This is a genomic window from Streptomyces sp. NPDC013187 (genome assembly GCF_042899705.1).
Lineage (GTDB): Bacteria > Actinomycetota > Actinomycetes > Streptomycetales > Streptomycetaceae > Streptomyces > Streptomyces hawaiiensis_A.
Genome location: NZ_JBIBAF010000003.1, coordinates 277406 through 300367 on the forward strand (window position 1 = coordinate 277406; position 22962 = coordinate 300367).

Annotated in this window: 20 protein-coding genes and 2 pseudogenes; 11 read left to right on the forward strand and 11 right to left on the reverse strand. The window is 68.6% G+C overall.

Annotated features, from left to right (window positions below; translation table 11 throughout):
* Positions 1–16: 16 nt before the first annotated feature.
* The 4 genes from ACFY5B_RS07200 to ACFY5B_RS07215 form a co-directional block, all read right to left on the reverse strand.
* Entirely contained in the window at positions 17–778 is a 762-nt protein-coding gene (locus ACFY5B_RS07200) for a class I SAM-dependent methyltransferase (RefSeq protein ID WP_389965716.1), read from the reverse strand.
* 90 nt (positions 779–868) lie between these two features.
* Positions 869–2065, reverse strand: coding sequence for an aminotransferase class V-fold PLP-dependent enzyme (locus ACFY5B_RS07205; RefSeq protein WP_389965719.1), 1197 nt, complete (start codon positions 2063–2065; stop codon positions 869–871).
* A 5-nt stretch (positions 2066–2070) separates the two neighbouring features.
* Positions 2071–3390 (reverse strand): pyridoxal-phosphate dependent enzyme, encoded by a 1320-nt coding sequence (locus tag ACFY5B_RS07210; protein WP_389965722.1) that lies wholly within the window; start codon positions 3388–3390, stop codon positions 2071–2073.
* Positions 3387–4880, reverse strand: coding sequence for an alanine racemase (locus tag ACFY5B_RS07215; RefSeq protein WP_389965725.1), 1494 nt, complete (start codon positions 4878–4880; stop codon positions 3387–3389). The genes ACFY5B_RS07210 and ACFY5B_RS07215 overlap by 4 nt, the downstream gene beginning before the upstream one ends.
* 297 nt (positions 4881–5177) lie before the next feature.
* On the opposite strand from ACFY5B_RS07215, the gene ACFY5B_RS07220 reads away from it, so the two are divergent.
* Both ACFY5B_RS07220 and ACFY5B_RS07225 read left to right on the forward strand, forming a co-directional pair.
* On the forward strand, positions 5178–6251 hold the full coding sequence (locus ACFY5B_RS07220; RefSeq protein WP_389965728.1) for a type I phosphomannose isomerase catalytic subunit: 1074 nt from the start codon (positions 5178–5180) through the stop codon (positions 6249–6251).
* Between the two features lie 126 nt (positions 6252–6377).
* Positions 6378–7010, forward strand: a complete 633-nt coding sequence (locus ACFY5B_RS07225) for a hypothetical protein (RefSeq protein WP_389965731.1) — start codon at positions 6378–6380, stop codon at positions 7008–7010.
* A gap of 4 nt (positions 7011–7014) precedes the next feature.
* On the opposite strand, the gene ACFY5B_RS07230 is transcribed toward ACFY5B_RS07225, so the two are convergent.
* Positions 7015–7560, reverse strand: a complete 546-nt coding sequence (locus tag ACFY5B_RS07230; protein ID WP_389965734.1) for a DUF488 family protein — start codon at positions 7558–7560, stop codon at positions 7015–7017.
* A 527-nt stretch (positions 7561–8087) separates the two neighbouring features.
* On the opposite strand from ACFY5B_RS07230, the gene ACFY5B_RS07235 reads away from it, so the two are divergent.
* The 3 genes from ACFY5B_RS07235 to ACFY5B_RS07245 are packed head-to-tail and all read left to right on the forward strand — an operon-like array spanning position 8088 to position 10114.
* Positions 8088–8603, forward strand: coding sequence for a hypothetical protein (locus tag ACFY5B_RS07235; protein WP_389965737.1), 516 nt, complete (start codon positions 8088–8090; stop codon positions 8601–8603).
* 12 nt (positions 8604–8615) lie between these two features.
* The gene (locus tag ACFY5B_RS07240; protein ID WP_389965740.1) at positions 8616–9623 is read left to right on the forward strand and encodes a hypothetical protein; all 1008 of its coding nucleotides are present in this window, start codon (positions 8616–8618) and stop codon (positions 9621–9623) included.
* Between the two features lie 29 nt (positions 9624–9652).
* Positions 9653–10114: a hypothetical protein gene (locus ACFY5B_RS07245; protein ID WP_389965742.1), complete on the forward strand. Its 462-nt coding sequence runs from the start codon at positions 9653–9655 to the stop codon at positions 10112–10114.
* Between the two features lie 168 nt (positions 10115–10282).
* Here the strand turns inward: ACFY5B_RS07245 and ACFY5B_RS07250 are convergent, their stop codons facing one another.
* Positions 10283–10624 (reverse strand): hypothetical protein, encoded by a 342-nt coding sequence (locus ACFY5B_RS07250; protein ID WP_389965745.1) that lies wholly within the window; start codon positions 10622–10624, stop codon positions 10283–10285.
* A 575-nt stretch (positions 10625–11199) separates the two neighbouring features.
* Between ACFY5B_RS07250 and ACFY5B_RS07255 the strand changes: the two genes are divergently transcribed.
* Entirely contained in the window at positions 11200–14628 is a 3429-nt protein-coding gene (locus tag ACFY5B_RS07255) for an RHS repeat-associated core domain-containing protein (RefSeq protein ID WP_389965748.1), read from the forward strand.
* A gap of 456 nt (positions 14629–15084) precedes the next feature.
* Positions 15085–15744 carry an MSMEG_1061 family FMN-dependent PPOX-type flavoprotein gene (locus ACFY5B_RS07260; protein ID WP_389965751.1) on the forward strand — a complete coding sequence of 220 codons (660 nt, stop codon included), beginning with the start codon at positions 15085–15087 and terminating at the stop codon, positions 15742–15744.
* A gap of 110 nt (positions 15745–15854) precedes the next feature.
* Here ACFY5B_RS07260 and ACFY5B_RS07265 read toward each other — a convergent pair whose 3' ends face one another.
* The 3 genes from ACFY5B_RS07265 to ACFY5B_RS07275 all read right to left on the reverse strand — a co-directional run bounded on the left by ACFY5B_RS07265 (position 15855) and on the right by ACFY5B_RS07275 (position 18400).
* Positions 15855–16997, reverse strand: coding sequence for an amidinotransferase (locus ACFY5B_RS07265; RefSeq protein ID WP_389965753.1), 1143 nt, complete (start codon positions 16995–16997; stop codon positions 15855–15857).
* A gap of 16 nt (positions 16998–17013) precedes the next feature.
* Positions 17014–17229 (reverse strand): hypothetical protein, encoded by a 216-nt coding sequence (locus ACFY5B_RS07270; protein WP_389965756.1) that lies wholly within the window; start codon positions 17227–17229, stop codon positions 17014–17016.
* Between the two features lie 103 nt (positions 17230–17332).
* The gene (locus ACFY5B_RS07275; protein WP_389965758.1) at positions 17333–18400 is read right to left on the reverse strand and encodes a TerC family protein; all 1068 of its coding nucleotides are present in this window, start codon (positions 18398–18400) and stop codon (positions 17333–17335) included.
* A 285-nt stretch (positions 18401–18685) separates the two neighbouring features.
* Between ACFY5B_RS07275 and ACFY5B_RS07280 the strand changes: the two are divergent.
* The 4 genes and pseudogenes from ACFY5B_RS07280 to ACFY5B_RS07295 form a co-directional block, all read left to right on the forward strand.
* Positions 18686–18862: pseudogene (locus ACFY5B_RS07280) on the forward strand (MFS transporter); the annotation flags it as partial.
* 121 nt (positions 18863–18983) lie between these two features.
* Positions 18984–19568, forward strand: coding sequence for a YrhB domain-containing protein (locus tag ACFY5B_RS07285; RefSeq protein WP_389965760.1), 585 nt, complete (start codon positions 18984–18986; stop codon positions 19566–19568).
* Positions 19569–19760: 192 nt separating this feature from the next.
* A pseudogene (locus tag ACFY5B_RS07290) lies at positions 19761–20009 on the forward strand (DUF6000 family protein); the annotation flags it as partial.
* Positions 20010–20266: 257 nt separating this feature from the next.
* Entirely contained in the window at positions 20267–21007 is a 741-nt protein-coding gene (locus ACFY5B_RS07295; RefSeq protein WP_389965763.1) for a hypothetical protein, read from the forward strand.
* A gap of 201 nt (positions 21008–21208) precedes the next feature.
* On the opposite strand, the gene ACFY5B_RS07300 is transcribed toward ACFY5B_RS07295, so the two are convergent.
* Together ACFY5B_RS07300 and ACFY5B_RS07305 are read right to left on the reverse strand one after the other, a co-directional pair.
* The gene (locus tag ACFY5B_RS07300; RefSeq protein WP_389965766.1) at positions 21209–21841 is read right to left on the reverse strand and encodes a DUF2461 family protein; all 633 of its coding nucleotides are present in this window, start codon (positions 21839–21841) and stop codon (positions 21209–21211) included.
* 207 nt (positions 21842–22048) lie between these two features.
* Entirely contained in the window at positions 22049–22780 is a 732-nt protein-coding gene (locus ACFY5B_RS07305; protein WP_389965769.1) for a hypothetical protein, read from the reverse strand.
* Between the last annotated feature and the right edge of the window lie 182 nt (positions 22781–22962).

The window sequence follows — 22962 nt, forward strand, 5'->3', positions numbered from 1 at the left end:
CGAGTGAATCGCCTGGCTAGCGCACCGCCACGACCACGCAGCTGTCGCCGTACTGCCACACCGGACCGGCCTTGTCGAAGCCGGCCTGCCGGAGCAGCTCCACGTGGGCGGAGACCGGGAGTTCCGCGGGGCGGCCGGTGTCGGGTGCCGCGCGGCGGCGGCGCTCCGCGAGCAGGTCGGTCAGCTCCGGGTCGTCGCCGGCCGCCGCCCACCAGGAGCCCCAGTCCTCATGGGTGAACACGCGCTGCCGGCCGGCCCGGCACCGCCCGACGTGGGCGGCGATCCCGGCCGGGCCCGTCTCGCCCTGGGGGAGGTGGTCGCCGTTGACGAGGACCCCCCCGGGGCGCAGCAGCACGGCGAGCTGCCGGTAGGTCGCGAGCAGGGTGTCGCGGTCGAGGTAGTGCAGGGCCGTGGTGGAGACCGCCGCGTCCAGGGGCCGGTCCAGATCCAGGGCCCACGTCCAGCCGGGCGCTCCGATCTCTGCGTCGACGTAGCGGGCCGCGTCCGGGTGGTGGGTGCGGCCCAGCTCCAGCAGGAGGGGGTCCCGGTCCACGGCCACGATCTCCGCGTCCGGCAGCCGCCGGATCAGCCGGGCGGCGAGGGAGCCGGGCCCGCAGCCGAGGTCCACGATGAGGGGCGCGGTCGCACACCCCGCCGTGGCGTGCTCCACGACATCGGCGATCACCGTGAACCGCTCCTCGCGGTCGACGGCGTACCGCTGCTGTTGGAGCTCCCAGCGCTCCACCCATCGCTCCGCCGTCGCCAGACTCAGCCCCATCCGGTCGCGCCACCTCGCCGTATCGCACCTGACTCCTGCCGGTCAGAGCCTACAGCTGGAAACGGTTCCCATTACGCATAATCGGCGGTGTCATGAGAGTGAGGCGAGCACCGACAGCAGCCGGTCGATCTCCTCAACGGTGTTGTACACGTGCAGACTCACCCGCACCGAACCGGTCTTCTCGCCCGCGTCGCCCTGGCAGTGGTGGTCCGAGCGGACCATGAACCCGTGGCTGAACAGGATGAACCCCAGGTCGCCCGAGTCGATGGCGTGGTGCCGCAGGGTCACGATGCCCCGGCGGCGCTGCACGGTCGTGCCGGCCGCCAGACTGAGCGGGCAGCCGAGGATCTCGTAGGCGTCCAGCCGGCGCAGACCCTCCGTCAGGCGGGTCGCGAGATCGGCCGTCCAGCGCTCGATCCGGTCGACACCGGCCGCCTCCAGCCAGTCCAGGGCCGCTTCGAGAGAGGCGATGCCCACGGTGTTGGGGGTGCCGCTCCAGCCCCCGGGCGCGAACGTGGGCCCGCGCGCCTGCCGGGCCCACACCGCCCCGGAGCCGGGCAGCGCCAGCGCCTTGTGGCCCGAGAACACGACGAAGTCCACGTCCAACTCGCCCACCGAAACAGGCAGATGGCCGACGCTCTGCGCGGCGTCCAGGCAGATGACCGCGTCCGGGCCGACGGCCTCGCGGATGCGCTGCACGTTCATGTCACCGCCGTACACGTGGTGCACATGGGTCGTGGCGACGAACCGGGTGCGTGGGCCCGCCCGTTCGGCCAGCGCCCGGTGGTCGTAGTCGCCGGAGCCGCTCTGGTACGGCATCGGCACCACCCGGACCCGCACGCCCTCGCGAGCGAGCAGCCGCTGCGCCTCCAGCCACGGCACGATGTTGGCCTGGTGGTCGGCGTCCGGGACGACGATCTCGTCGCCGTCGCGCAGGAAACCCGGCAGCCAGTCGCGGGCGACGGTCCGCAGCCCTTCGGTGGTGCCGCCGGTGAAGTGGACGGCGGAGCGCTCCGGCCGCGCGTCCCCGAGAAACCGGGCGACGCGCTCACGGGTCCGCTCCACCAGCTCCGTGGTCCGGTTGGCCCAGGTGTAAGTACCCCGCGCGGAATTGGCGTTGGACGTCGTCAGGTACGTCTGTACGGCGTCCAGCACGGCCTGCGGCTTCTGCGCCGTGGCAGCGCTGTCCAGGTAGGCCAGCTCCGGATGCCCGGTGACGATGGGGAACTGGGCGCGCAGCTTCTGCTGCCACGGGCGCAGATCCTCGCGGGTGATCGGTGCGCTCATGCCGGTCAGTCCCGCACCAGGGGCGCGCCCGCGTCCCGCCAGGCGATGACGCCGCCGGCCAGGCTGCGCACGTCGGGGTGGCCCATCCGGGTCAGCAGTGCCGCGTAGCGCGCGGACTGCTCACCGACCGGGCAGGCCAGCAGCACCGACCGGCGTTTGCTGAACGGCAGGCCGCCCCGGACGAGTTCGGCGAACAGTTCGTCGACGATGTTGACCGACCCGTCGATGTGCAGCGCCGCGTACGCGTACGGGCTGCGCAGGTCGACCACGAGCGGCCGGTCGGTGTCGATCCAGCGCCGGGCGTCGGCCACGCCGATCGACGGCGCCCGGCCGACCTCCGCGTCGGACAGGTCGGCGGGCGAGTTCTTCCTCGGCGGCCGGCCCAGCAGATCGGGGCGCCGCTGCCGGACATAGCTCAGATAGCTCTCCACCCGGTCGCAGACGATGAACACCGCGGTCCGCCGTTCCTCCGACTCCTCGTCCAGCGCCCGCAGATGACGGACCGCGCCGAAGTAGGCCGCCCCTGCGGTGGGCCCGCCGAGGATGCCGCAGCGGCGGTTCAGGGTCAGCATCCCCTCGATCGCCTCATCGGCGCTGACCGACGCCATCGTGTCGTACGTGTCCGGGTCGAACAGGCCGACCTCCTGCACCTCGTCGATGGTGCGGATCCCCGGGATGAAGTCGGACTTGGCTGCGACGAGCCCGACCACCCGTACCGACGGGTCCTCCTCGCGCAGGGCGCGGGCGACCCCCGTGGAGGAACCGGCGGTGCCCACACAGGCGACGAACCAGTCCGGGACCCGGCCGTCAAGGTCCTTGACGATCTCCGGCCCGGTGCCGGTGAGATGGGCCTCGGTGTTGCGCGGGTTGAAGTACTGGTCGGTGTGCAGATAGGCGCTGCCGGAGGCGGACAGCGTCCGGTGGAACAGGGTCAGCGGATCGTCCGTGGCGGTCGGGTCGAGGCACTCGCTCTGCCCCGGCAATTCCTCGATCTCCGCGCCGAGCAGCAGCAGGAGGTCCTTGATCTCCGGCACCCGCATCCGGTTGGTGACGCTCTTGAAGCCCAGACCGTGCATGCCCGCGATGACCGCGAGGGCCTTGGCGGTGTTGCCGCTGGACAACTCGACCACCTGGCTGCCGTGTTCGGCCGCCTCCGGCAGCAGGGGCCCCGCCATGCTCCAGGCGGCCCGGTCCTTGACCGAGCCGAACGGGTTGAGCATCTCCAGCTTGGCGTACAGGTCGATGTTGCGCAGGCCGTGCACGGCCGGGTCTATCCGCACCAGAGGGGTGTTGCCTATCGCCTCGGTGATGCTGTCGTACCTCACTGAGCTCCCCTCGAGGGCGTGATCGGCCAGAACTGGTCGTCCAGGCACCAGCGCCAGGCGTCGCCGTCCTGCCAGGCCGCGACCTTGCGGGCGGCGGGCTGGTGCTGGGCGCGCGTGGCGTGGAAGTCCATGGCGTAGCCCGCGGTGTTGGCGAAGGCCAGCAGGTCGCCCGGTTCGGGGCGGCGCGGCAGGAACACCGTGCGCCGGGTGATCAGGTCGCTCTCCAGGCAGAGACTGCCGAAGAGGTGCACGGAGACGGGCCCCCCGCCCGGCCCGTCTCCGCCGCGGGGGAGGACGACCGGGTCCATCAGCACGCCGTGGTCCTCCAGGGCGATGTCGTCCGCCTTGGCGGCCAGCCGTACGAGCAGCGGCCCACCGGCCTCCTGGCCACGGACCTCCAGGACCCGCGCCAGCGAGAGTCCGCACTGGTCCAGCAGCGCCCGGCCGGGCTCGGTGTGCAGGTCGTACAGGTGCTCCAGCAGCAGTGCGGCCAGCGGGCGTCCGCCGAGTGAGGCGGCGGGCTGGGCCAGCACCTCGTCCAGGTAGGCGGCTCCCGCGACGGGCCGGTGGGCCGGGTAGAGGCCGAGTGTGCCGCGCAGGGTGCCCGACTCGTTGCGCAGCCCGTAGCCGTGCCCGCCCCACGTCAGCGGCGGACGTCGGCCGAGCACGGCCGCGGTGAGCCCGCTCGTGTACGCCTCCCACTGCTCCCGCTCGGCGAGATAGCTGACGCCGAACCCGCCGCCGACGTCCACGGCCCGCGGCCGCAACCCCCGGCTCCGGCACAACTCCAGCGCGGCCAGGCATCCTTCGAGGGCGATCGCCTTCTCCGCGACGCTCGTCGTGTCCAGATGGAAGGCCACCCCCGCGGGATCGACGGCGTCGGCATGCCGCTCGACCGCCTCCAGCAGCAGCTCCAACTCCCCTACCGGCGTGCCGAAGCGGCTGCGCCGGCTCAGCACCTTCACCCCCGACGTCTCGAAGCCCGACAGCCGCAGCAGCACCCGCACCGGCCCGAGCGCGTGCTTGCGCACCAGGGCGGCGAGCTGGTCCAGTTCGGCGGCGGCGTCGACGCTGACCGTGACCCCAGCACGGGCCGCCAGCCACAGGAACTCGGGGTTCTTCGGGCCCGTGGCCGTGATCCGGCCGGCGTCGAACCCGGAACCCAGCGCGTGCTGCAGTTCGCCCAGCGACGCCACGTCCACGCCCGCGTCCGTCGCGGCCAGCCGCCGCAGCAGCGCACTGGACCGGTTGGCCTTGTGGGCGTAGAAGACCTGTCCGGACAGATGGTGCGCCCGGTACACGGACCGGAACCGCTCCAGGTTCTCGGCGATCTGGTCCGGCACCACGACGTGCAGAGGGGAGCCGAGCGCGTCGACGAGCGAGTGCAGCGTGCCGTGCGCCGCCATGAGCGACTCCAGCCGGGGCTCCAGCCGCGGTTCGAGGTACAAGGGTTCCGGCTGCGGTCCGACGTGCAAGGGCCGGCCGTCCATGCGCGCTCCCTCCCCTGAAGCCGCTGCACCCGGCATCCGGGCACGTCGGACACTCCTCGCGTATCGCCGTATGACCCATATCCATTCTTCGGTCGCTTTACGCCCTGTAAGGCCCGGGCCCGGGCCCGGGGCGGTGTGAAGCGGATCACGGTCGGGCGAGCGGCGCGCGCCGGGCGCGAGGCGCGGCATCCGCGAGTCCGCGGCTCGTCACGGGCCCGCCGGATGCCGCACGCATGTGCTCCTCGACCCGGGGGTACTCCGGGGCGAGACCGGCAACCGACCCGTCCGAGGAGGGACGTGGACTGGCATCCGCTGCGGCTCACCACCCCCGTCAAGCAGCACGTCTTCGGCGGCCGGGCCATCGCCGAGCGGCTGGGCCGCACCGGGCTGCCCGACGGGCCGGTCGCCGAGACATGGGAAGTCAGCGACGTCGAGGGCGATGCCTCGACCGTGCTGGACGGCCCCCTCGCCGGGCGCACTCTCAGGCAGGTCATGGCCGAGCACCCGGTCGAACTGCTCGGCTCCCGGCTCCCGCCCGGCCCCCGTTTCCCGCTGCTCACCAAGTTCATCGACGGCCGCGGGGCGCTCCCGGTGCATCTGCACGCCGACGACGTCACCGCCCGGCGCCTGGAGGGCGAACCCCACGGCAAGACGGAGGCCTGGCACGTCCTGGACGCCGCTCCGGGAGCCACCGCCCTGGTCGGAGTACGCCCCGGCGTGGACCGCGACACCCTGCACCGGGCGCTGCTGGCGCAGGACTTCGACGCGGTCATGCGCCGCCTGCCGGTCCACGCGGGACAGACCGTCTACGTCCCCGGCGGCACCCTGCACAGCTTCGGCCCGGACACCCTCGTGTACGAGATCGAGCAGACGTCCGACATCCAGCAGCACGCCATGCGCCGCCGTATGGAGGACGGCTCACCCGTCCCCGACGACGAGTGGCACGCCAACCTCGACCGTCTCCTCGACGAGTGGCGCCCCGGCCCCCGACCCGAGTTCCACCCCGGCCTCAGCGTTCACCAGGACGACGGCGTCGTACGCACCGTGCTCTGCGCCGGCCCGCACTTCGCCCTCGAACGCTGGTCCGCCGGCACGGCGACGCCCTGGTCGTACCGCTTCTCCACCGTGCGGATCCTCACCAACGCGGGCGCCCCCGTCACCGTCACCGCCGGCTCCTGGACGGGCCCGCTGGACCGGGCCCGCACCCTCCTCCTGCCCGCCGTCCTCGGAGAGGTCCGTATCCAGGGCCCCGCCGACGTTCTGATCGGCTACGTCCCCGAACCGGAGCGCGACATCCGCGGCCCCCTCCTCGCCGCCGGCCACGGCCCGGCCGCCGTCGCCGCCCTCGGCGAGCGGCTCGGTCCGCAGTAGCGGGCCGGTGACAATCGGGACGGATCCGTAGCAGGTCCACAGGGCAACGGATACGGCCGGTGCCGGGTCGTACAGGGGGCAAGGGCAGAAGCCCGCGCACCCGACCGGGAAAGCCGGGGGAAACCAATGGGGGAGACCATGAAGATCCGTACCCGAGGCATCCGTACCGCCGTGGCCGCGCTGGCGGCCGTCGCCGGTGTCGCCGCAGCCGCCGTGCCGGCCGTCGCGGCCACCGCGCCGGACTCCGACACGCCCCGGTTCCTGGAGCCGGCCGAGCTGCCGCCGCACCCGGCCTCGCCCTGGTACGCCGGTCCGGTCACCGCCGGCCAGCCCGACCCGCTGCCGATGTGCGTGGGCGACGCGCTGCCGTCCATCACCACGCACCGGGACTACTGGACGGAGTACGACACGAACGCCCAGCAGCTCACGGTCGAGGGGCGCAGCGAGCAGTGGGCGAAGGAGTTCGCGGCGCTGCTGCGCAAGGACCTGGCCGGCTGCGCGAAGAAGCTGATGCAGCAGGACCCCGACATCACCGCGACGCAGAAGTACTACGGCCGGCTGAACGTCGAGGAGGGCGCCGACGTCTACGGCATCCACACCGCCTCGGCCTGGGGCTCCTCCGACATCGGCCTCTTCTCGGTCGGCCGCGACGGCGCGACCGTGACGATCGTCCGGTGGGGCCAGATGGGCACTTTCCAGCACGCCCAGGTGGCGGACTTCAAGGCCACGACGGTGACGGCGGTGAACAAGCTGTACTGACGGCTCAGCCCCGCGTCGGCCCGGTGGGGGCGTCGTACACGAGGAGCCCGTCGTCGCGCAGACGGGCTCCCGGTGTCGGCGTATGGGCACTCAGACGCCCGTCGTGCATGAGGTGCTGGGCAGGGACAGCGCGGGCCAGCATCGCGAAGTCGGCGATCAGCCGGCGGTGGCAGCGCCACCAGACCGCCTCGCTGCACATCACGGCGGTACGCGTGTGCGCCGCCTCTCGCAGCACCCGGTCCATGGCCGCGACGAACTCGGGGGAGCGGGTGTGGGCGGCGTACCCGCGGAAGGACTCGTTGCGCCACACGACGTCCGGACTGTCCGCGGGCGGCGGACGGAACCCGCCGAGGGCGGGTTCCCACTGGTAGGAGATGCCGGCCGCCGGCATCCACTCGGCGAGCCGCTCCCGCAGCAGATCGGGATCCCGGCGGCTGCCGGGAGCGGTCCGCACGTCCACGACGGCCGTCACACCGGCATCGCGCAGCAGCTCGCCGATCCGGTCCCGGCCGGCGGTGCTGTGCCCGAAGGTCAGCAGGAGCGCGTCCACACGGCCGGACTTTCCCGTTTCGGCGGGCCCACACCTGAGGACGCGCCCCCTTCGGACGTCCGGCAAAGGACCAGCGGGCGCTGTGACCTGCGGCGCTCCGCCGACCTGAGCCTCTGACCTGCGCGAATGCGCTGTCCGTTTATTCACCGTCGTGCCCGTTGCACCGCTTCGCCGACCGGGCACGGGCCTGCCCGAGTGGGAGGGGGGCGCCTCCCGTGTGAAGGGCTCCTCGACGCCCCGCCCCGCGATCAGCCGTTCCGGCGGCCACGTCCTGCGCGTGGAGCACCATGCGGCCACGTTCGACGCGGAGTCCTCGTCGAGCGTGGAAAGAGCCGCCGCCCCATCACGCGTCACCCGAACCAGAACTCTTGACAATTGCTCATCGAATTCTTGTGCCTTCCTTTACGCAGGGGGGTGATAGCTTCTCGCCCGTCCGCGGATATTGCACGGTGCGAAAAAGCCCGTGCAGGCGGTAACTGACACCGTGTCACCGACGCCGTCCGGCGCCGGTCGGGGGGAGGGTGATCATGGCAGTCAAGTCTGCCCGCACCAAGCTGGCTGCGGCCGGAACCGTCCTTGCTGCGAGTGCGGCGCTATTGTTCGGCGCCGCACCCGCCCAGGCGGCCACCTACAACGTCAGCGACAACTGCGACGTTCCCTGGATCACCTGCTCGTACGGTGATTTGTGGCTGTTCTACAACTCGAAGGACATCGCCATCCAGGATGGCTACATCAAGTCGGCGTACACCACGTTCTACAGCAACGTGTCCGACCACTGGGGTACAAGTCAGTACGAGGGCTCGTCACTGACGACCTACCGGTACGTCTTCGGCAACGGAGGCAACGGCAACGGCCAGTACATGAAGAACAATGCGGCGTCCGTGCAGAACTGCGCCGAGGACGACAACTACCGCGTGTATTACAACTCAGGCTACGGCGGCACCTCTCAGTACTTCGCGAAGAACGGCCCTTACGGAGACTGCAACATCACCGACCTGATCTCCGCCCTGAAGAACAACAACGCATCCTCCCACTTCGCGTAAGAAGGAACTCCCGTGCAGAACCTCAAGCGGACCGCCACCGCCGTAGCCCTGACCGCTTCAGCTCTCCTGGTCAGCGCCTGCTCAGCCGGCACGAGCGCGCACACCACGCAGAACGCGGCCGACGGCAGACCGATCGTGAACAAGGAGAACTGGCCCGAGAAGATCCCCACCAGTGGCCTGACCAAGGATCTGACCCTTCCACTGGAGGCATACATGGCCTCCTACGAGGACCAGGTCACCGTCGAGCAGGCCGCCGACGATCTTCAGCAGTCCTGCATGAAGGACTACGGCATCGACCTGACGCTGCCGCGAGCCGGCGCCAACCCGCCCCCCAGCGACAACGATGCCAACATCGAACGCCGCTATGGCATCACCGACCGGGGTGAGGCCGAGAAGTACGGCTACGAGCTCCCTCCGGCCCTGCAGGAGCACACCACGCAGCCCATGCGTGATCTGTCCGGTGCCGAGGTCGAGGTCCTGACCGGCCATACCAAGCCCGAACCGCCCAACGCGGTCAAGGCGGGAGGACCGGTGGCCGCCCCGAACCGGGGCACGAAGCCGGCTCGGGCGGAGTACAACGGGAAGAAGCTGAAGACGGGCGGCTGCGTCGGCTGGTCCAAGGAGCAGCTCGGTGTGAAGCAGGACGACCCGACCTTCGTGGCGCAGCTCGCCGGGGACAGCCTGGTGCAGTCGATGAAGGACGACAAGGTCGTCAAGGCCACCGCTGCGTGGTCGTCCTGCATGGACGGCAAGGGGCACGCGGGACTTGCCGATCCGTACAAGGCCATGGACCAGGGCGTCACCAACGACGGGAAGCCGACGCAGAAGTCCATCGCGCTGGCGGTCGACGACATCGACTGCAAGAAGCAGACGGACCTGGTGAAGATCTGGTTCGGTGTGGAGTCGGCGATCCAGGACAAGCAGATCGCCGACCACAAGAGCCGGCTGACCGGCATTCAGGAGCAGCACGGCAAGGAAGTCACCGCCGCGCGCGAGCAGATGGCTGATTCCGCCCAGTGAGGCCAGGCACAGGAGTGCCCGGCCGGTGGATGATCCGGGCACTGTGCCTGACCGCGGCGTGCGTGCTGGCCGCCGGGTGTACGGACGGCGCCGCTGACAAGGCCCCCGCTTCGCGGCGGCCGGTTTCTCCGAGCGCGGCGCAGGGCAGTCCGCAGGCACGTCCCTCGCCTGTGCCATCGGTGCATTCCGAAGGCCGTACGCGTGTCCTGGTGTACGGAGACCTGGTCGTTCGTGCCACGCCGGAGAGCAGCGGTGTGCGTACCGAGGTCGAGGTCGCCAACACCAACAAGCGGGATACGACGTATTCGGTCCAAATCAGCATCGCCGACGGTGAGGGCTGGACCGCGTTCAGCCGGTTCTGGCTGCAGGACGTCCCGCCGGGCAGAACCGGACGGGATGATGCGCTGATCGGCTCGAAGGACATGGGCCCGGTTCCGCAGGTACCGAAGATCTACGTCGATGAGTTCACTCCCCTCGTCGATCGGAAGTAGGAAGGGGAGGTACGCCCGGGCGGGTTCCCCGGTCGAGCGTCTCGCGTGGGCGAGTCGGCCGCTGACCGCTGACCGTCCGACGCGGCGTGCGGCGCCCTGGTTCGGTGCGCGGCGCCGTCATCCCGACTCTCGAAACACGGGGCGGTCGGCGGTGGCCGACGGTCACGGTCACCCGCACGGTGCTTGCGGAGCCGACCGGGGCAACCTGAGGATTCCGTCCACTGTCCGTCCCGTCCGTGCATGCCTGCCGAGCACAGCCAGCCGCTCCAGGAGAGCGTGCCCTTCACACAGCATGGCTTCGTGCCCCTCGTAGGACTCCAGGTTGACCACTGCGGCTGCCACGTGGCGGATCTCGCAGACCAGCATGGGCACACCACCGGCGCCGGACGCGAGCGCGGCGCCGGCTCGAGAGTAGAGCAACGGCAGCAACTCGGCTCCGCTGGCGTTGCGGATCGTCTGTGGGTCGGCGCTGCTTCCCGCTTCCAGACACTCCCTGGCATGTTCGATCACTCGGGTCAGGGTCTGGAAGTCGGCGCGGGTGAGTTCGAACGCCAGAGGATCCTTCTCCGGCTGCGGTGCGGGTGCAGGACGTCTTCGTTTCCGCCCCCAAGGCATGACTGGCCCCCATCCGATAAGCCAAGGCGACCGGTCGTTCCACAGGGACAGACGAGAGCCGTGGTAACGGGTGTGGTCTGGAGCAACCAAGCTCAGCCTAGCGAGACTTGTGAGGATTTTCTTGCCGTATGGAAACTTTCTGACCGGTGCTGATCGAGGGTGACGGGTTCCCGTGACGGCGAACCGGCACCCTGGGGCATTTCAAGAGCCCTGGCAGACTGCCCGGCGAGCAACCCTTCGGACGATCCCAGAAGCCTCTACTGCCTTGCCGTAGGGCCAGATTGTCCCGCAATGCGGGGTCTTGTCGTGCGTGCGGCAGGTCAAACAGCCGGAAGAGGTGCGGCTGATTCCGTGCCGCATGTGAAGACAGTTTGCGGGCAGGGCGCGTCAGCTTGTGTGCCTCTTGTGACAGGTTGTGTGGCCTCGGTGACCGTAGGGGTCTCCGGGTCTGACTTGCTGTGGGGGAATGCATGCATCCACGTGCCTCGGGCACGCCTGTCCGGCGTGCCCGCAGATCATTGCGCTACGGACTTATAGCCGCACTGGCGACGCTGTCGCTGGTCGTTCCGGCAGCACCGGCGTCAGCCGCGCCCTCGCCGGCGGATCCGGGGCCCACGTCGGTGTGGGGCAAGAAGACCGACTTCACGATGCCGCCGGTGAAGGTCGGCACGACTCAGCCCGTGCCCGGTGAGGCGGAGGCCGAACCGACGAAGGAGCAGGCCGCGTGGCGGGCGGAGCAGAAGGGGCGTGCACGCACCGGTGAGATACCCAGGCCCCCGGAAACCGCGTCCGCGTCGGTGGCAGGCGACGCCGCAGCTGCGGTATACGTCCCGGAGGATCAGGGCGCGGTGCCCTGGCACAAGATCTCGGACTTCCGGATCACCGACTCCCTGGTGGCGAGGATCAATCTCTCCACCGGCAACCTGATGCTCGCCGCCACCGACTTCGAGATCGCCGGCGTGGGCAAGAAGCTGCGTCTGGCGCGGACGTACAACTCGTTCGACGCGCCGTGGGGCAAGGTGTCCCAGCGGTGGTGGCAGGAGTACGAGCGCTACCTGCATCTCTTCACCAGTGAGGTCGTTCTCTACGACGCCACCGGCGCCACCGTCCGCTTCACCGAGAACACCGACGGCACCTACACCACGCCCAAGGGCTACTCGAAGGACCTGAAGAAGAACGCCGATGGCACCTACACGCTGACCGACCGGAAGTCCGGCTCGAAGGACACCTACGACGAGCACGGCACACTGACCAAGGTCACGGACAAGAACAAGGGCACCACCACCGTCGAACAGCACGACGAGGGAACCGAGCACAAGGGCTTCAAACTGACCGAGACCCGATCCGGGCGCTGGATCGACCTGGTCAAGACCGACGCGAGTCAATGGCAGGCCAAGGACCACACCGGCCGCACCGCCGTCTTCGACCTCAACGCCGCCGGCGACTTGGCCAAGACCACCGACACCGAGGGCAAGCCGACCCTCTTCGGCTACGACTCCTCCCGCCGCCTGACGAAGATCACGACACCCGAGGGACGGGTCACGGTCTTCACCTACGACGACCGGAACCGCGTGCGGTCCATGCTGCGGGCCACCGACTTCGACGGCTCTGGCCACACAGGGCCCACGTACGCCTACGCCTACTCGAGCACCGACCCGTCGGCAGCCGGGACGACGACGGTCACCGACCCCGAGCAGCATGCCACGCAGCACGAGCACAACGTGGACGGCGGGGTCACCAAGGTCACCGACGCACTCGGGCACACCCGCAAGAGCGCCTTCGACGCCAACCACAACATCGACACCGCCGAGGACGCCATGGGCGTCGGGGGCGCGGCCGGGAACGTCATCGACTACGGCTGGGACTCCCGCAACAACCCCACCTCCGCGGAACTGCCTACCGGCGCCACCGCATCACTGACCGGGTATCAGACCATCTCCGGCGCGGACCTGCCCGGCACGGCTACCAGTGCCGACGGCGAGAAGGCCGATTACACCTACGACACGGCCGGCAACACCAAGACCGTCGCGGTGACGGGCACCGGCGGAGGCAAGCGGACCTTCGACTACAACCCCGCCACACCGACCTGCAACGGCTTCGAAGGCCAGATCTGCAAGGTCACGACCACCATGTCGGCGACCAAGTCGGTCTCGACATCGTTCCTCTACGACGCCAAGGGCAACCTGTCCAAGGTCACCCCGCCCGCCCCGCTCGGCGCCACCGTCTACACCTATGACGCGCTGGGACGGCCGAAGACGGTCACCGACGGACGCGGCATCGAAACGGTCTACCAGTACGACAACCGGGACCGCGTCGTCCTCGTCTCTTCCACCAACGCCATGGTGCGCTACCACTACGACGGCGACGGCAACCTCAGACAGCGCGACGACGCCACCGGCGTGACCAAGTACCAGTTCGACCCGCTGTCCCGGGAGGCGATCCGAACCCTGCAGAACGGCTCGCAGACCAAGCTCACCTACACCCCGGCGGGCAACGTCGACACCTACGAGGACCCGGCCGGCGTCACCGACTTCACCTGGAATGAGGTCAACAAGCTCGCCGAGCTGAAGGACCCGACCGGCAAGACCACCACGTTCAAGTACAACGCCAACGACTTCCGGACCAGGACAACTTATCCAGGCGGCACGGTCCAGGAGGTCACCCCGGACGAGTCCGGCCGACCGGAGAAGATCAAGGCGACCTCGCCCAAGGGCACCCTGGTCGACCTCGCCTACTCCTACTCCAACGCCGGTAAGGACGGCACCAAGATCCGCACCCGCACCGACGCGGTCGCCGGGCTGAAGACCACCTACACCTACGACAGCGCCGGCCGCTTCTACTACGCCAAGGAGGAGAAGGGCACCACGCTGAACTCCTCCTGGCAGTACTGCTACGACCAGGCCGGCAACCTCACCAGCCAGGGTGTCGACCCCGGCTGCCCCCGCGGCACCACCTACACCATCAACGACGCCCAGCAGATCGCCGCCAAGAACGGCTCCACCGCCAACTGGTCCTACGACAAGATCGGCAACGAGACCGCCGGCGCCTCCACGCCCGAGGGCACCCGCACCGGCGAGACCTGGTCCGACTACAGCCAGCTGACGTCGATCACCGTCGGAGGCAAGACCTACACGGGCCAGTACGGCTCCACCGATCAGAGTGAGCGCATCAAGCTCGGCGACACCTTCTTCCACAACGGCCCGCTCGGCCTGTCGGCCAAGACCACGGCCGGGGTGGACATGGGATTCAACCGGGAACCCGGGGGCACCTTGAACTCCATGACGACCGGGGGTAAGTCGTACTACTACCTCACCGACGCGCTCGGCTCCGTCGTCGCGCTCGCGGACGAGACCGGCACCAAGGTGAACACCTACGCCTACAGCCCCCGAGGCGTCGAGCGTGGCACCACCACCGAGAAGGTCTCCCAGCCCTACCGGTTCGCCGGCGGCTTCCAGGACCCGACCGGGCTGTACCACTTCTCCGCCCGCTACTACGACCCCAACATCGGCCGCTTCACCAGCGTCGACCCCTCCGGCCAGGAGAAGAACCCCTACCTCTACGCCGAGGGCGACCCCGTCAACCGCATCGACCCCTCGGGACTGGCATCGTTCGGCTTCAACCTCGAAGGCTGCTACTACCTGTGCCTGGGCGGTGGCATCACTGTCAATGACGATGGGTCAGTTCATCCGAGCCTCAGCCTCGGAGCAGGTACCCCTGGTGTGAGCGGCGGTGTCGAAGCCAGCGGGAGCGACGCCAACAGCGGCGCCACGGGAGAGGTCGAGTGTTCGGCCGGGTACTACCGGGCCTCGGCAAGCACGCAGGGCGACACTGCCGCTGGCGCCTCTACCGAGTACTCCAGCAACCCCAAGTGCTCCGCAAAGGCCAAGTACACGTGGTGACGCTGGACGAGCTTCTGACAAACGAAAGGATCAAACGACTGTGCACCAGACCCTGATAGCAGCTCCCGGAGGCGGCCCGGACCTTCCTGTCTGGGGTCAAGTCCTCTTCGTGCTGGTCGCCGTAGTCATCGGAGTGTTCGTCGTCAAGGGCCTGCTTCGGCACCGGCGGAAGTGAGGGACGAAGCGGCGTCATGACGCAGGCGGGTCCCCCGGCATCGATGCCGGGGGACCCACCGGCGATTCTTCGGGCAGCTCATCGGAGTGTGACCGTCAGGCAGTGGAGATCCGCAGGACCGCCTATGAGTCCCCGGCCCCAACGGGCCGACCCGCAAGGATCTCCGGGCGTGCCGGCCCGCCGGTTCGGCTGGGGGGATCAGCCGGCGCGACCGTCTCCATGGCCCCGTACTCACCGACCAAGATCAGTCGCGGGTCGGCCTGCCCTTTAGGGTCGGTGGCATGACGACATCCCTTCCCGGCAGTGCCTTCGACTCGCTCCGCCTCGACGCCGTGCCCGATCAGGACGCGTTGCGTCGGGTCTACGAACTGCCGAAGGACACGGCCATACGCAAGCAGATGACCGAACTCACCGAGCAGACCCGGCGGTTGATCGGCTGCTCATCGCTGGTCCTGGTCGCCAGCGCGGACGCCGAGGGTAACTGTGACGTTTCCCCGCGCGGCGGCCCCGCCGGGTTCGTTGCCGTCCTGGACGCGCGGACGGTGGCGATACCGGACGCGACCGGCAACAAGCGTCTGGACACCCTGCAGAACGTCATCGCCACCGGACGGGCCGGGCTGCTGTTCGTCATCCCGGGGCGCACCACGACGCTCAGGGTGAACGGCCGGGCCTGCGTCTCCACCCGCCCGGAGCTGCTGTCGCAGCTGACCGCCGTGGGCAAGCCGCCGGCCAGTGCGCTGGTGCTGGGGATCGAGGAGGTCTACCCGCACTGCCCCAAGTCGCTCCTGCGCAGCGGGGCGTGGAAGCCGGAGCAGTGGCTGCCGGCGGACGCCCAGCCGACCTCGGCCGAGGTGACGCTGGCCCAGCTGCGAATGCCGGAGCTGACGATCGCCGACATCGAGCAGGCGGAGGCGGATTCGCTGAAGTACCGGTACGAGTGACGGGCCGACCTGCGCTTACTGAAGCACCAGCCCGTCGAATCACCGGGCCGGCACGCCCCAGGCTGTGATCGCCCCGCAGTCGAAGCGGCTTCGACAGTTACTCACCCCGGTCAGTTGAAGTACGACTCGAGCGTGCCGCGCCGGCGGGTGTCGAGCGTCGCGCAGTGGAATGAGCCGCCGAACGGCGCGTAGTGGAGGAGGTCGCACGGGATCGGCTCGAACCCCCACCGTTCGAGCGCACGCAGCATGCTCGTGTGGTGGCGCTCGGCGACCACGTGTTTGTCGTCGAGCATGAGTACGTTCATGCTGAGCCACCTGCCGCACATCGATGTGATGCCGAGAAGACGGTCTTGGATCGGGTCGGGCTCGGGAGCGACCAGGACGTCCCACGAACTGAGGACTGCGGGAAGGCGGTCGATGTCGATGTATTCGGGGTTGACGAGGGCCTTGCCGGGCGCGAGGGGGACGAACGTCGTGTCGATGTGCATGGGAGTGCGGCAGCGGCTCTCGATCTCGTGGATGCGATATTCGGCGCCGAGGTGACGGCGCAGCCACTCGATCCCCAGACGGTTGGTGACGTTGCTGCGGGTGACGAACAGATCCCGTCCCGCGCGAACGAAGTCCGCGGCGTCGAAGACGGGCTCGAACTCGGTGAGGATGTAGCGCATGGGTTCGCCAGGCCCTGGGGTACGGAAACCCGTCCGGAACAGTTCGTCGGTGAGCTGCGGCTTGGGTGCCGCCGTCCAGCGTGCGCCGCGCCGGAAGTAGTCCTTCAGTATCGGCCGGTAGGAATGGGTCTCGAAGTACCGGCACGGCCAGGCCATCGGTGTCTCGATGATCTCGTCGCCGATCACGAGCATGCTGTCGCGCGGGCAGGTGTTGCAGAAGCCGCGTGAGGTCCAGTCGGGGGTGCCGAAGCGGCGCCGGTGGTCGACCGTGTCCGGGCGCCGAACTGTGACGCCGGATTGCCTCAGGAGGACGATGAACTCCTCGAGCTCATGCTGGGCCTGCTCGATCAGCGCACGTGGATATCTGCAGCCGGCGACGAGGCCCTGCACCCGGGCCGCCCACGGGGGCATGTTGCAGGCCACCACCGGATGCCTGGAGGGGATCGTCGCACCCTCCAGGCGCCCGACGATGACCTCCTCCAGCGGGTCCCACTCATTGTGCGAGCTGACAGGCGAAGCGAGACGCTCCGCGGCATCGTCGGCGACCTCCGCCCGGTGCCACCCGGGCGCGTGTCCTCCCGCCACGGTCCGTCGCTCTCGATCAGGTTCGCCGAGCGCTGACGCGCACGGCGCGGACCGGTGCCTGCTCGGGGACGTACTGCCGGCATCGAGGGTTGTGGCAGGGGCCGGGGGCCCAGATCGGCACGTACATGCCCATCGTCTTGTGCCGTTCAACCACGGTGTCGACCGGCTGCTTGCATGAGCGGCAGACGTGGCTGGACGGCTTGGTCTCCTGCGGTTTCCGCTCCGTGTTCATGGAACGATTTTACGACCACTTTGCGCGTTTTTGGGAGGCTTTTGAATCGACTATTCGCGGTTCGGTCCGGGCCCCTGGCGCGGGCTGGAGTGGCTCCGGCCGGTCACTTGGCGTCAGGCGGTTCGACGGTGTTCTGCCGATCGGAGGACTCCGGACCTGCCGTGCCCGGGCTGTCATCGGCCGGGGCCGGGCCGGTGGAGCGGACGCCGTCCGGGGTGATGCGGTCACCGTCGGGGGTGGTCGGGGGCCGTAGCACACTGAGCGCGACGGAGATGGTCAGCACGGTGACGATGACGGCGAGGCTCACGGGTGAAGGGATCTCGGGTACGGCGGAGCTGATCGTTTTGTGGGATGCCTGGAGGATGAGCTTGACGGCGATGAAGGAGAGGATGAGAGCCAGGCCCGTGCTGAGGTAGTGGAAGCGGTCGAGCAGACCGGCGAGCATGAAGTACAGGGCGCGCAGCCCCAGGATGGCGAAGGCGTTGCTGGTGTAGACGATGAAGGCGTCGCTGCTGACGGCGAGGACGGCGGGCACGCTGTCGACGGCGAAGACGAGGTCGGCGGCCTCGATCGCGGCGACGACGGCCAGCAGCGGGGTGGCGACGCGTTTGCCGGCTTCCTTGACGAAGAAGTGGGTGCCCGCGTAGTCGTCCCGCACCGGAATGACCTTGCGGAGCAGCTTGACGGCGATGCTCTTGCCGGGATCGAAGCTGTCGTCCTCCTCTTTCAGGATTTTGTAGGTGCTGTAAAAGAGGATGGCGGCGAAGACGAACAGGATGGCGGTGAAGCGGCTGACCACGGCGACGCCGGCGGCGAGGAAGAGGCCCCGGAAGACCAGGGCGCCCAGGACGCCGAGGAAGAGCACGCGGTGCTGGTAGGCGCGGGGCACCTTGAAGTAGCCGAAAATCAGCGCGAAGACGAAGAGGTTGTCGACCGACAAGCTCTTCTCCAGCAGCCAAGCGGTGGTGTATTCCACCCCTGCGCTGGTGCCGACCACGAGAAAGACAACAGCGCCGAAGACGACGGCGAGACCCACCCAGACCCCGCTCCAGGCGGCAGCTTCCCGAAAGCCGATGACATGTGCCTGCCGGTGGGCGAGCAGATCCACCGCCAGCGACACCAGCACGGTCACGGCGAACACCGCCCACAGCCACAACGGCACGTCATGCACAGGCCCGGCCCCCTACACGCGATCGACCGGCACTCTCCTTCTTCGAGTCTGGGGCATGCGAGCAGGCGATGCCTCCCCGACTCTGGAGCGCCGGCCGCGACGGCGCCTGAGCGCGGAACGCCCCCCTTGGATGTGTCCTTCCCGCGTTCGCCGGCCGCTCGTCCGCACTGGCCGTCAAGGGGGGTATACCGATCCCCGCTGCGCAGGTGCTGTCCGAGCATCACGGCGACGGTTAGACCGCAAGGCGTGGTCTGGTTGCAGTGCGCGCCGTGTGCTCAATGCACGTGGCGCCCCACCCGATCCCTTCCCGCGCTCGGCTGGCTCGCGACCGGGGCCGACCCTGTCCAATCCGGCCATCGGATTGCTCCGGGCGACCGGTCCGCGGCCGGTCCGGTGATCGTCGTCCAGCACTTCGGGCAGTCCACCCTGGCCGTCGACCTGGTCTGGTCCGCCGCTGCGGCGCCCCTGACGTTCCATGGCTGTCGTATTCCAGGCCGAGGCGGTCCGCCAGCCCCCTCGTAGGTGACCCTGGGCCGTGTGCTTTCGCTGGTCGAGAATGAGGTCCGTGCGGGAAGCTGCATGCGTGATCGAACGAGAGGCCGCCGTTCGGGCTGTCGAGGACCAACTGGAGCGCGACTATCAGCAGTTCCGGGCCGCGGGTGTGGACGCGATGCGGATGGCTGTGGTCGATGTCGAGGAGCACGAGCTGGTGTGGATCGTCTTCTGGACCTCCGAGGAGTTCGTACGCACCCGGAACCCGGAGTTCATGCTGGGCGGTAACGGGCCGTACCTGGTCGACCGCGTCGACGGCGGACTGCACGCGATAGGCGTCGTCTCGGCGGTGACCGGGGAGTGGGAGGCCGACTATCGGGCCCGGGTACGTGGGCTGCCGGTGCGCACCGCGGTAGACGATCTACACGATGCGCTGTGCGAAGTCGCCGCCGCGCGCGGACGGATGCATGCTGTGCGGACACTGCGCCAAAGGCTGCCTGTGCTCTCGCCCGCGGAGGCCATCGAGTACGTGAGCGCGTTGCTGGAGGGTGATGCACCCGCCCGCCTCGTGGCCGTCGCCGTCGCAGAGCTCGTGGAGCCTCTCAACCCGGTACTCGGGGTGAAGACCGTTCTGAGCGGGGCGGCGATCCGGGCCGGTCAGAGCCCCGAGGGGTGACTGGAAAGCCAGTCGGCATGCCGATCGCGCGTCAATGCAGCTCATCGACGCCGGAGCGACGGCCGTCAGCGCAAGGCGGCAGCGTTGCGGGCCTGCAGGCCGCCCAGGTGCCGCGCCACTCTCCCTGGCCCGGCGGCGCAACCTCAAAAAGAGGGTGGCCTCGTTGCACACCCGACAGGCAGGATCGGCCCCATGCGCGTGACCGACCTCTGCGCCCTGGCGCGCTTGCGCCATGCCCACGAGCATCCCGAACTGCCGGCTCTGGTTCGCCGCTATGTCACGCCCGAGGGGCGCTACATGAAGCTCAGCGGCAGCTTGCCCCTTGAGGGCGGGTGGCGCGAGCGGAGAACTGCGGCGTGGCTCGTGGCTGTCTCCCGCCGGACCGAGTTCCGTGAACGCCTCGGGGAAACAGCGGCTCCAGGGTGCATTCCACATGCAGGACACCACGGACCCCGCCTCCTGCCTGAGCTTGATTCGCCGGCTATGCGCCTTCGTCGAAGAGTGGGTCGAAGCGAGTTGATGGCAACACTCTGAGCGTGCGCAAGGCACGTGTCCGTGACTACAGGCGCAGAGCACCTGTTCCGTTCCCGTCGTATTCCTGCGGGCGGCGGCTGAGCCACGCTGTAGACGGTGAGTGGCCCGGTGCGTTCGGGACCGCGTGGCTGGCATTCCCATCATCATCACACCCGGAGTCGACCATGACTGCTCAGAAGGCCCTCACCTACGACGCGTTCGTTGAACTCGCGACCGCTGACCCGGCTGTCGTCGGCCTCGTCCTGAAGGGTTCTCGGGCCCACCAGGGCATGACCACCGAGCACTCCGACCATGACCTGTACGTCGTTCTCGACGATGGCAGGAAGACGGACCTCTCCCGGTTCGCTGGTCACCGCACCACGGAGCTCGACCTCGTGATCGTCTCCCTGGACGAGTTCCGCGGCACCGCTGGAATGCCAGACTTCGATCGCTACGCACTCGCGCGGGGCGTGGTTGTACTCGACCGGCTCGACGGCGGTATCGCCCGGATCCTCGCTGACAAGGCACGGCTCGGCGCCGATGAAGCCTTCCAAGAGGCGGACAAATGGCTCGATGCCTACTCCAACTCCCTCTACCGCTCGGTCAAGAACGCGCGAGACGGTCATGCGCTTGCATCCAGGCTCGATGCCGCCGACAGCATCCGATTCCTGTTCGAGTTGCTTTTCGCTTTCGACCGTCGGCCCCGCCCGTTCAACAAGTATCTGGAATGGGAGCTCGCCCGGTTTCCATTGCCCGGCTGGGACACCGCCGAGCTGCTCGACGCTGCGGACAGCATCTCGGCGACAGGTGATGTGTCGACCCAGCGGCGCCTCTTCGCCAAGGTCGAGGCGGTGGCCCGGCGATCCGGGCACAGCGCGGTGCTGGACGCATGGGGTGAGGACTTGCACCTGATGCGACCGCAGTAGGGGACGCGGTCGCCGACCTCCCGGCGGGGACCGGTTGTTGAGCGTCGTCTTCGTTCCGTGACTGGCCGCTGGGCCTGGTGGGAGTGGCGCCAGGCCCATCATGGGGGTGTGCTCGGAGAAGGCCATGCCGTTGCGCGTGAGCGGTCCGACGGGGGATCTACCGAGACCCTCCCGGCGGCCCTGGAGCTCGATCTCGTGATGTCAGGCGGCGTGCTTCACGTGGCGGACCAGCCACATCAGCAGGGCGTCCAGGTCGGCGGCGGCTGAGAGGACCCGGGCGACCGCCTCGGGCGTGTGCAGCCACTCCTCGCAGCCGAGGGCCTGTGCGGCGATGAGCGAACGGTGGCGCAGCAGGTACTGGCGGGGGTGGTCCGCCGGATAGCCGCGCGGGGGCCGTTTCATCACGTCCCCGGAGATGTCGTAGCCCTGCTTCCGCACGTCCTCGACGATGGCGGACAGTTCGCGGCCGCTCCTCTCGGAGGCCACGGCTTTGCGGAACATGTCCACCTGACCTGGGTCGGGGTACCACCAGGCGCCCTGGATCCGCAGGCCGTCCAGGGAGAGCCGGAGACCGATCTCGATCTTGCGGCCGAGCCGGATCACCGCGCACTGGTGCTGCCACCACCAGGAGTCGGTGCGGTAGTGCCAGACGGAGAAGTCCTCGTACCGGGGGTCGGTGTCCGCTACCTCGTTGAGCAGGGCGATCATCGGCTGCCGGATCAGGCGTTCGCGGTCCGTGCGGTAGCGCTCGCGGGTCGCGTGGGTCGGTTCGCCCTGGAGCTGCCACAACACGTCCATGGCCTGCTCCGGCCAGCCGGTGAACTGTCCGCGCATGCGCGGAGGATAGCTCACGCACGACATGCGCGCGGGGAGAGTGAGAGGGCAGGAGGCGTAGCCGACACGTGGTGGGAGGTGTTGGGGTTCGCCCTGCAGCTGTACTCGGTGCACGGACATGACGGCGAGAGGGACCGCTGACATGCCCCGGACTGCTTGGTGTGCAGTGCGATGGCTCGGCTGGCGGCGGGGCGGCGTATGAGCTCGCTAATACCTGGTCAGGGCACGGTCGAAGAGTGAGTACTCAACCCGGGCCATTTTCGACCTGTCGTAGGAACTGAACGGCTTCCCTTTGTTGTCGATCACTGTACTTCCTTTGCGTCCCTTTGAAACCCAGTGAAGTTCAGCCGTCCATGTCGCGTATGAGTCAGTGGTGGCGATCAGATGCAGAACCTCCGGTTCTGAAGAGTTCACCTTGTATGGGAACGGCGTTCCATCCTTGTCGGGTTTCATTTCGCCGGTATGTGGATCTTCTTTGGAAAGGGTGGGACGTGGATGTTTCGCGTCCAGGTCCACAACGTAGATTCGTGGTGGTGCCCCTGCGCCGCACCCCGAGTTGATGTCCACCAACGTGCCAGGGATCTCCTTCCTGTGCTCCTCTACAGCAATGTCTAGCCCTGTGAGGAGGATGGAGTTGTTGTCCCTGCCTTGCACGGTGACGTCCACCCAATATCCGGTGAGCGGCTCAGCCCCATAGTCGGTGAGTGCCTTCTCGAGGACGTCATGCTGATATTTCTCCTCCTCGAGGCTCACGTCACCCTGAGTCTTCTTGTGTCCGTGCAGTAGTTTGTTCATTTTTCTTTCAAAAGGCTTTGGATCCTTCCGGAAGAGCCAGGTGTGGCAGATGGTGGGGTCGCTGCTCCAGAAACCGCCTTGGGCTCCTGCCGTAGAGGTCACGGTGGGGCCGATGGGTTGCTCTTCGCTGAAGAGGGTGGTCACCAAACTGATACCTCCCTGTTGCAGCCATCCCCCGACGACTCCGACCGTGATGGCGGATATAGCGGTGATGAAACCTGTGCGGCGATACCACTTGGGTCGGGCGTCGCCGGAACCGCGCGGCTCTGGATCGTTGCTCTCCGCCGAATTTTGCTGCTGCGTCAACTGAACGTCGCCCTTGTTGA

Bases quoted from the DNA above. Each gene is read 5' to 3' on its own strand.
- ACFY5B_RS07200 (WP_389965716.1), bottom strand. From the start codon at position 778: ATGGGGCTGAGTCTGGCGACGGCGGAGCGATGGGTGGAGCGCTGGGAG.
- ACFY5B_RS07205 (WP_389965719.1), bottom strand. From the start codon at position 2,065: ATGAGCGCACCGATCACCCGCGAGGATCTGCGCCCGTGGCAGCAGAAG.
- ACFY5B_RS07215 (WP_389965725.1), bottom strand. From the start codon at position 4,880: ATGGACGGCCGGCCCTTGCACGTCGGACCGCAGCCGGAACCCTTGTAC.
- ACFY5B_RS07225 (WP_389965731.1), top strand. From the start codon at position 6,378: ATGGGGGAGACCATGAAGATCCGTACCCGAGGCATCCGTACCGCCGTG.
- ACFY5B_RS07235 (WP_389965737.1), top strand. From the start codon at position 8,088: ATGGCAGTCAAGTCTGCCCGCACCAAGCTGGCTGCGGCCGGAACCGTC.
- ACFY5B_RS07245 (WP_389965742.1), top strand. From the start codon at position 9,653: ATGATCCGGGCACTGTGCCTGACCGCGGCGTGCGTGCTGGCCGCCGGG.
- ACFY5B_RS07255 (WP_389965748.1), top strand. From the start codon at position 11,200: ATGCATCCACGTGCCTCGGGCACGCCTGTCCGGCGTGCCCGCAGATCA.
- ACFY5B_RS07260 (WP_389965751.1), top strand. From the start codon at position 15,085: ATGACGACATCCCTTCCCGGCAGTGCCTTCGACTCGCTCCGCCTCGAC.
- ACFY5B_RS07270 (WP_389965756.1), bottom strand. From the start codon at position 17,229: ATGAACACGGAGCGGAAACCGCAGGAGACCAAGCCGTCCAGCCACGTC.
- ACFY5B_RS07295 (WP_389965763.1), top strand. From the start codon at position 20,267: ATGACTGCTCAGAAGGCCCTCACCTACGACGCGTTCGTTGAACTCGCG.
- ACFY5B_RS07300 (WP_389965766.1), bottom strand. From the start codon at position 21,841: ATGCGCGGACAGTTCACCGGCTGGCCGGAGCAGGCCATGGACGTGTTG.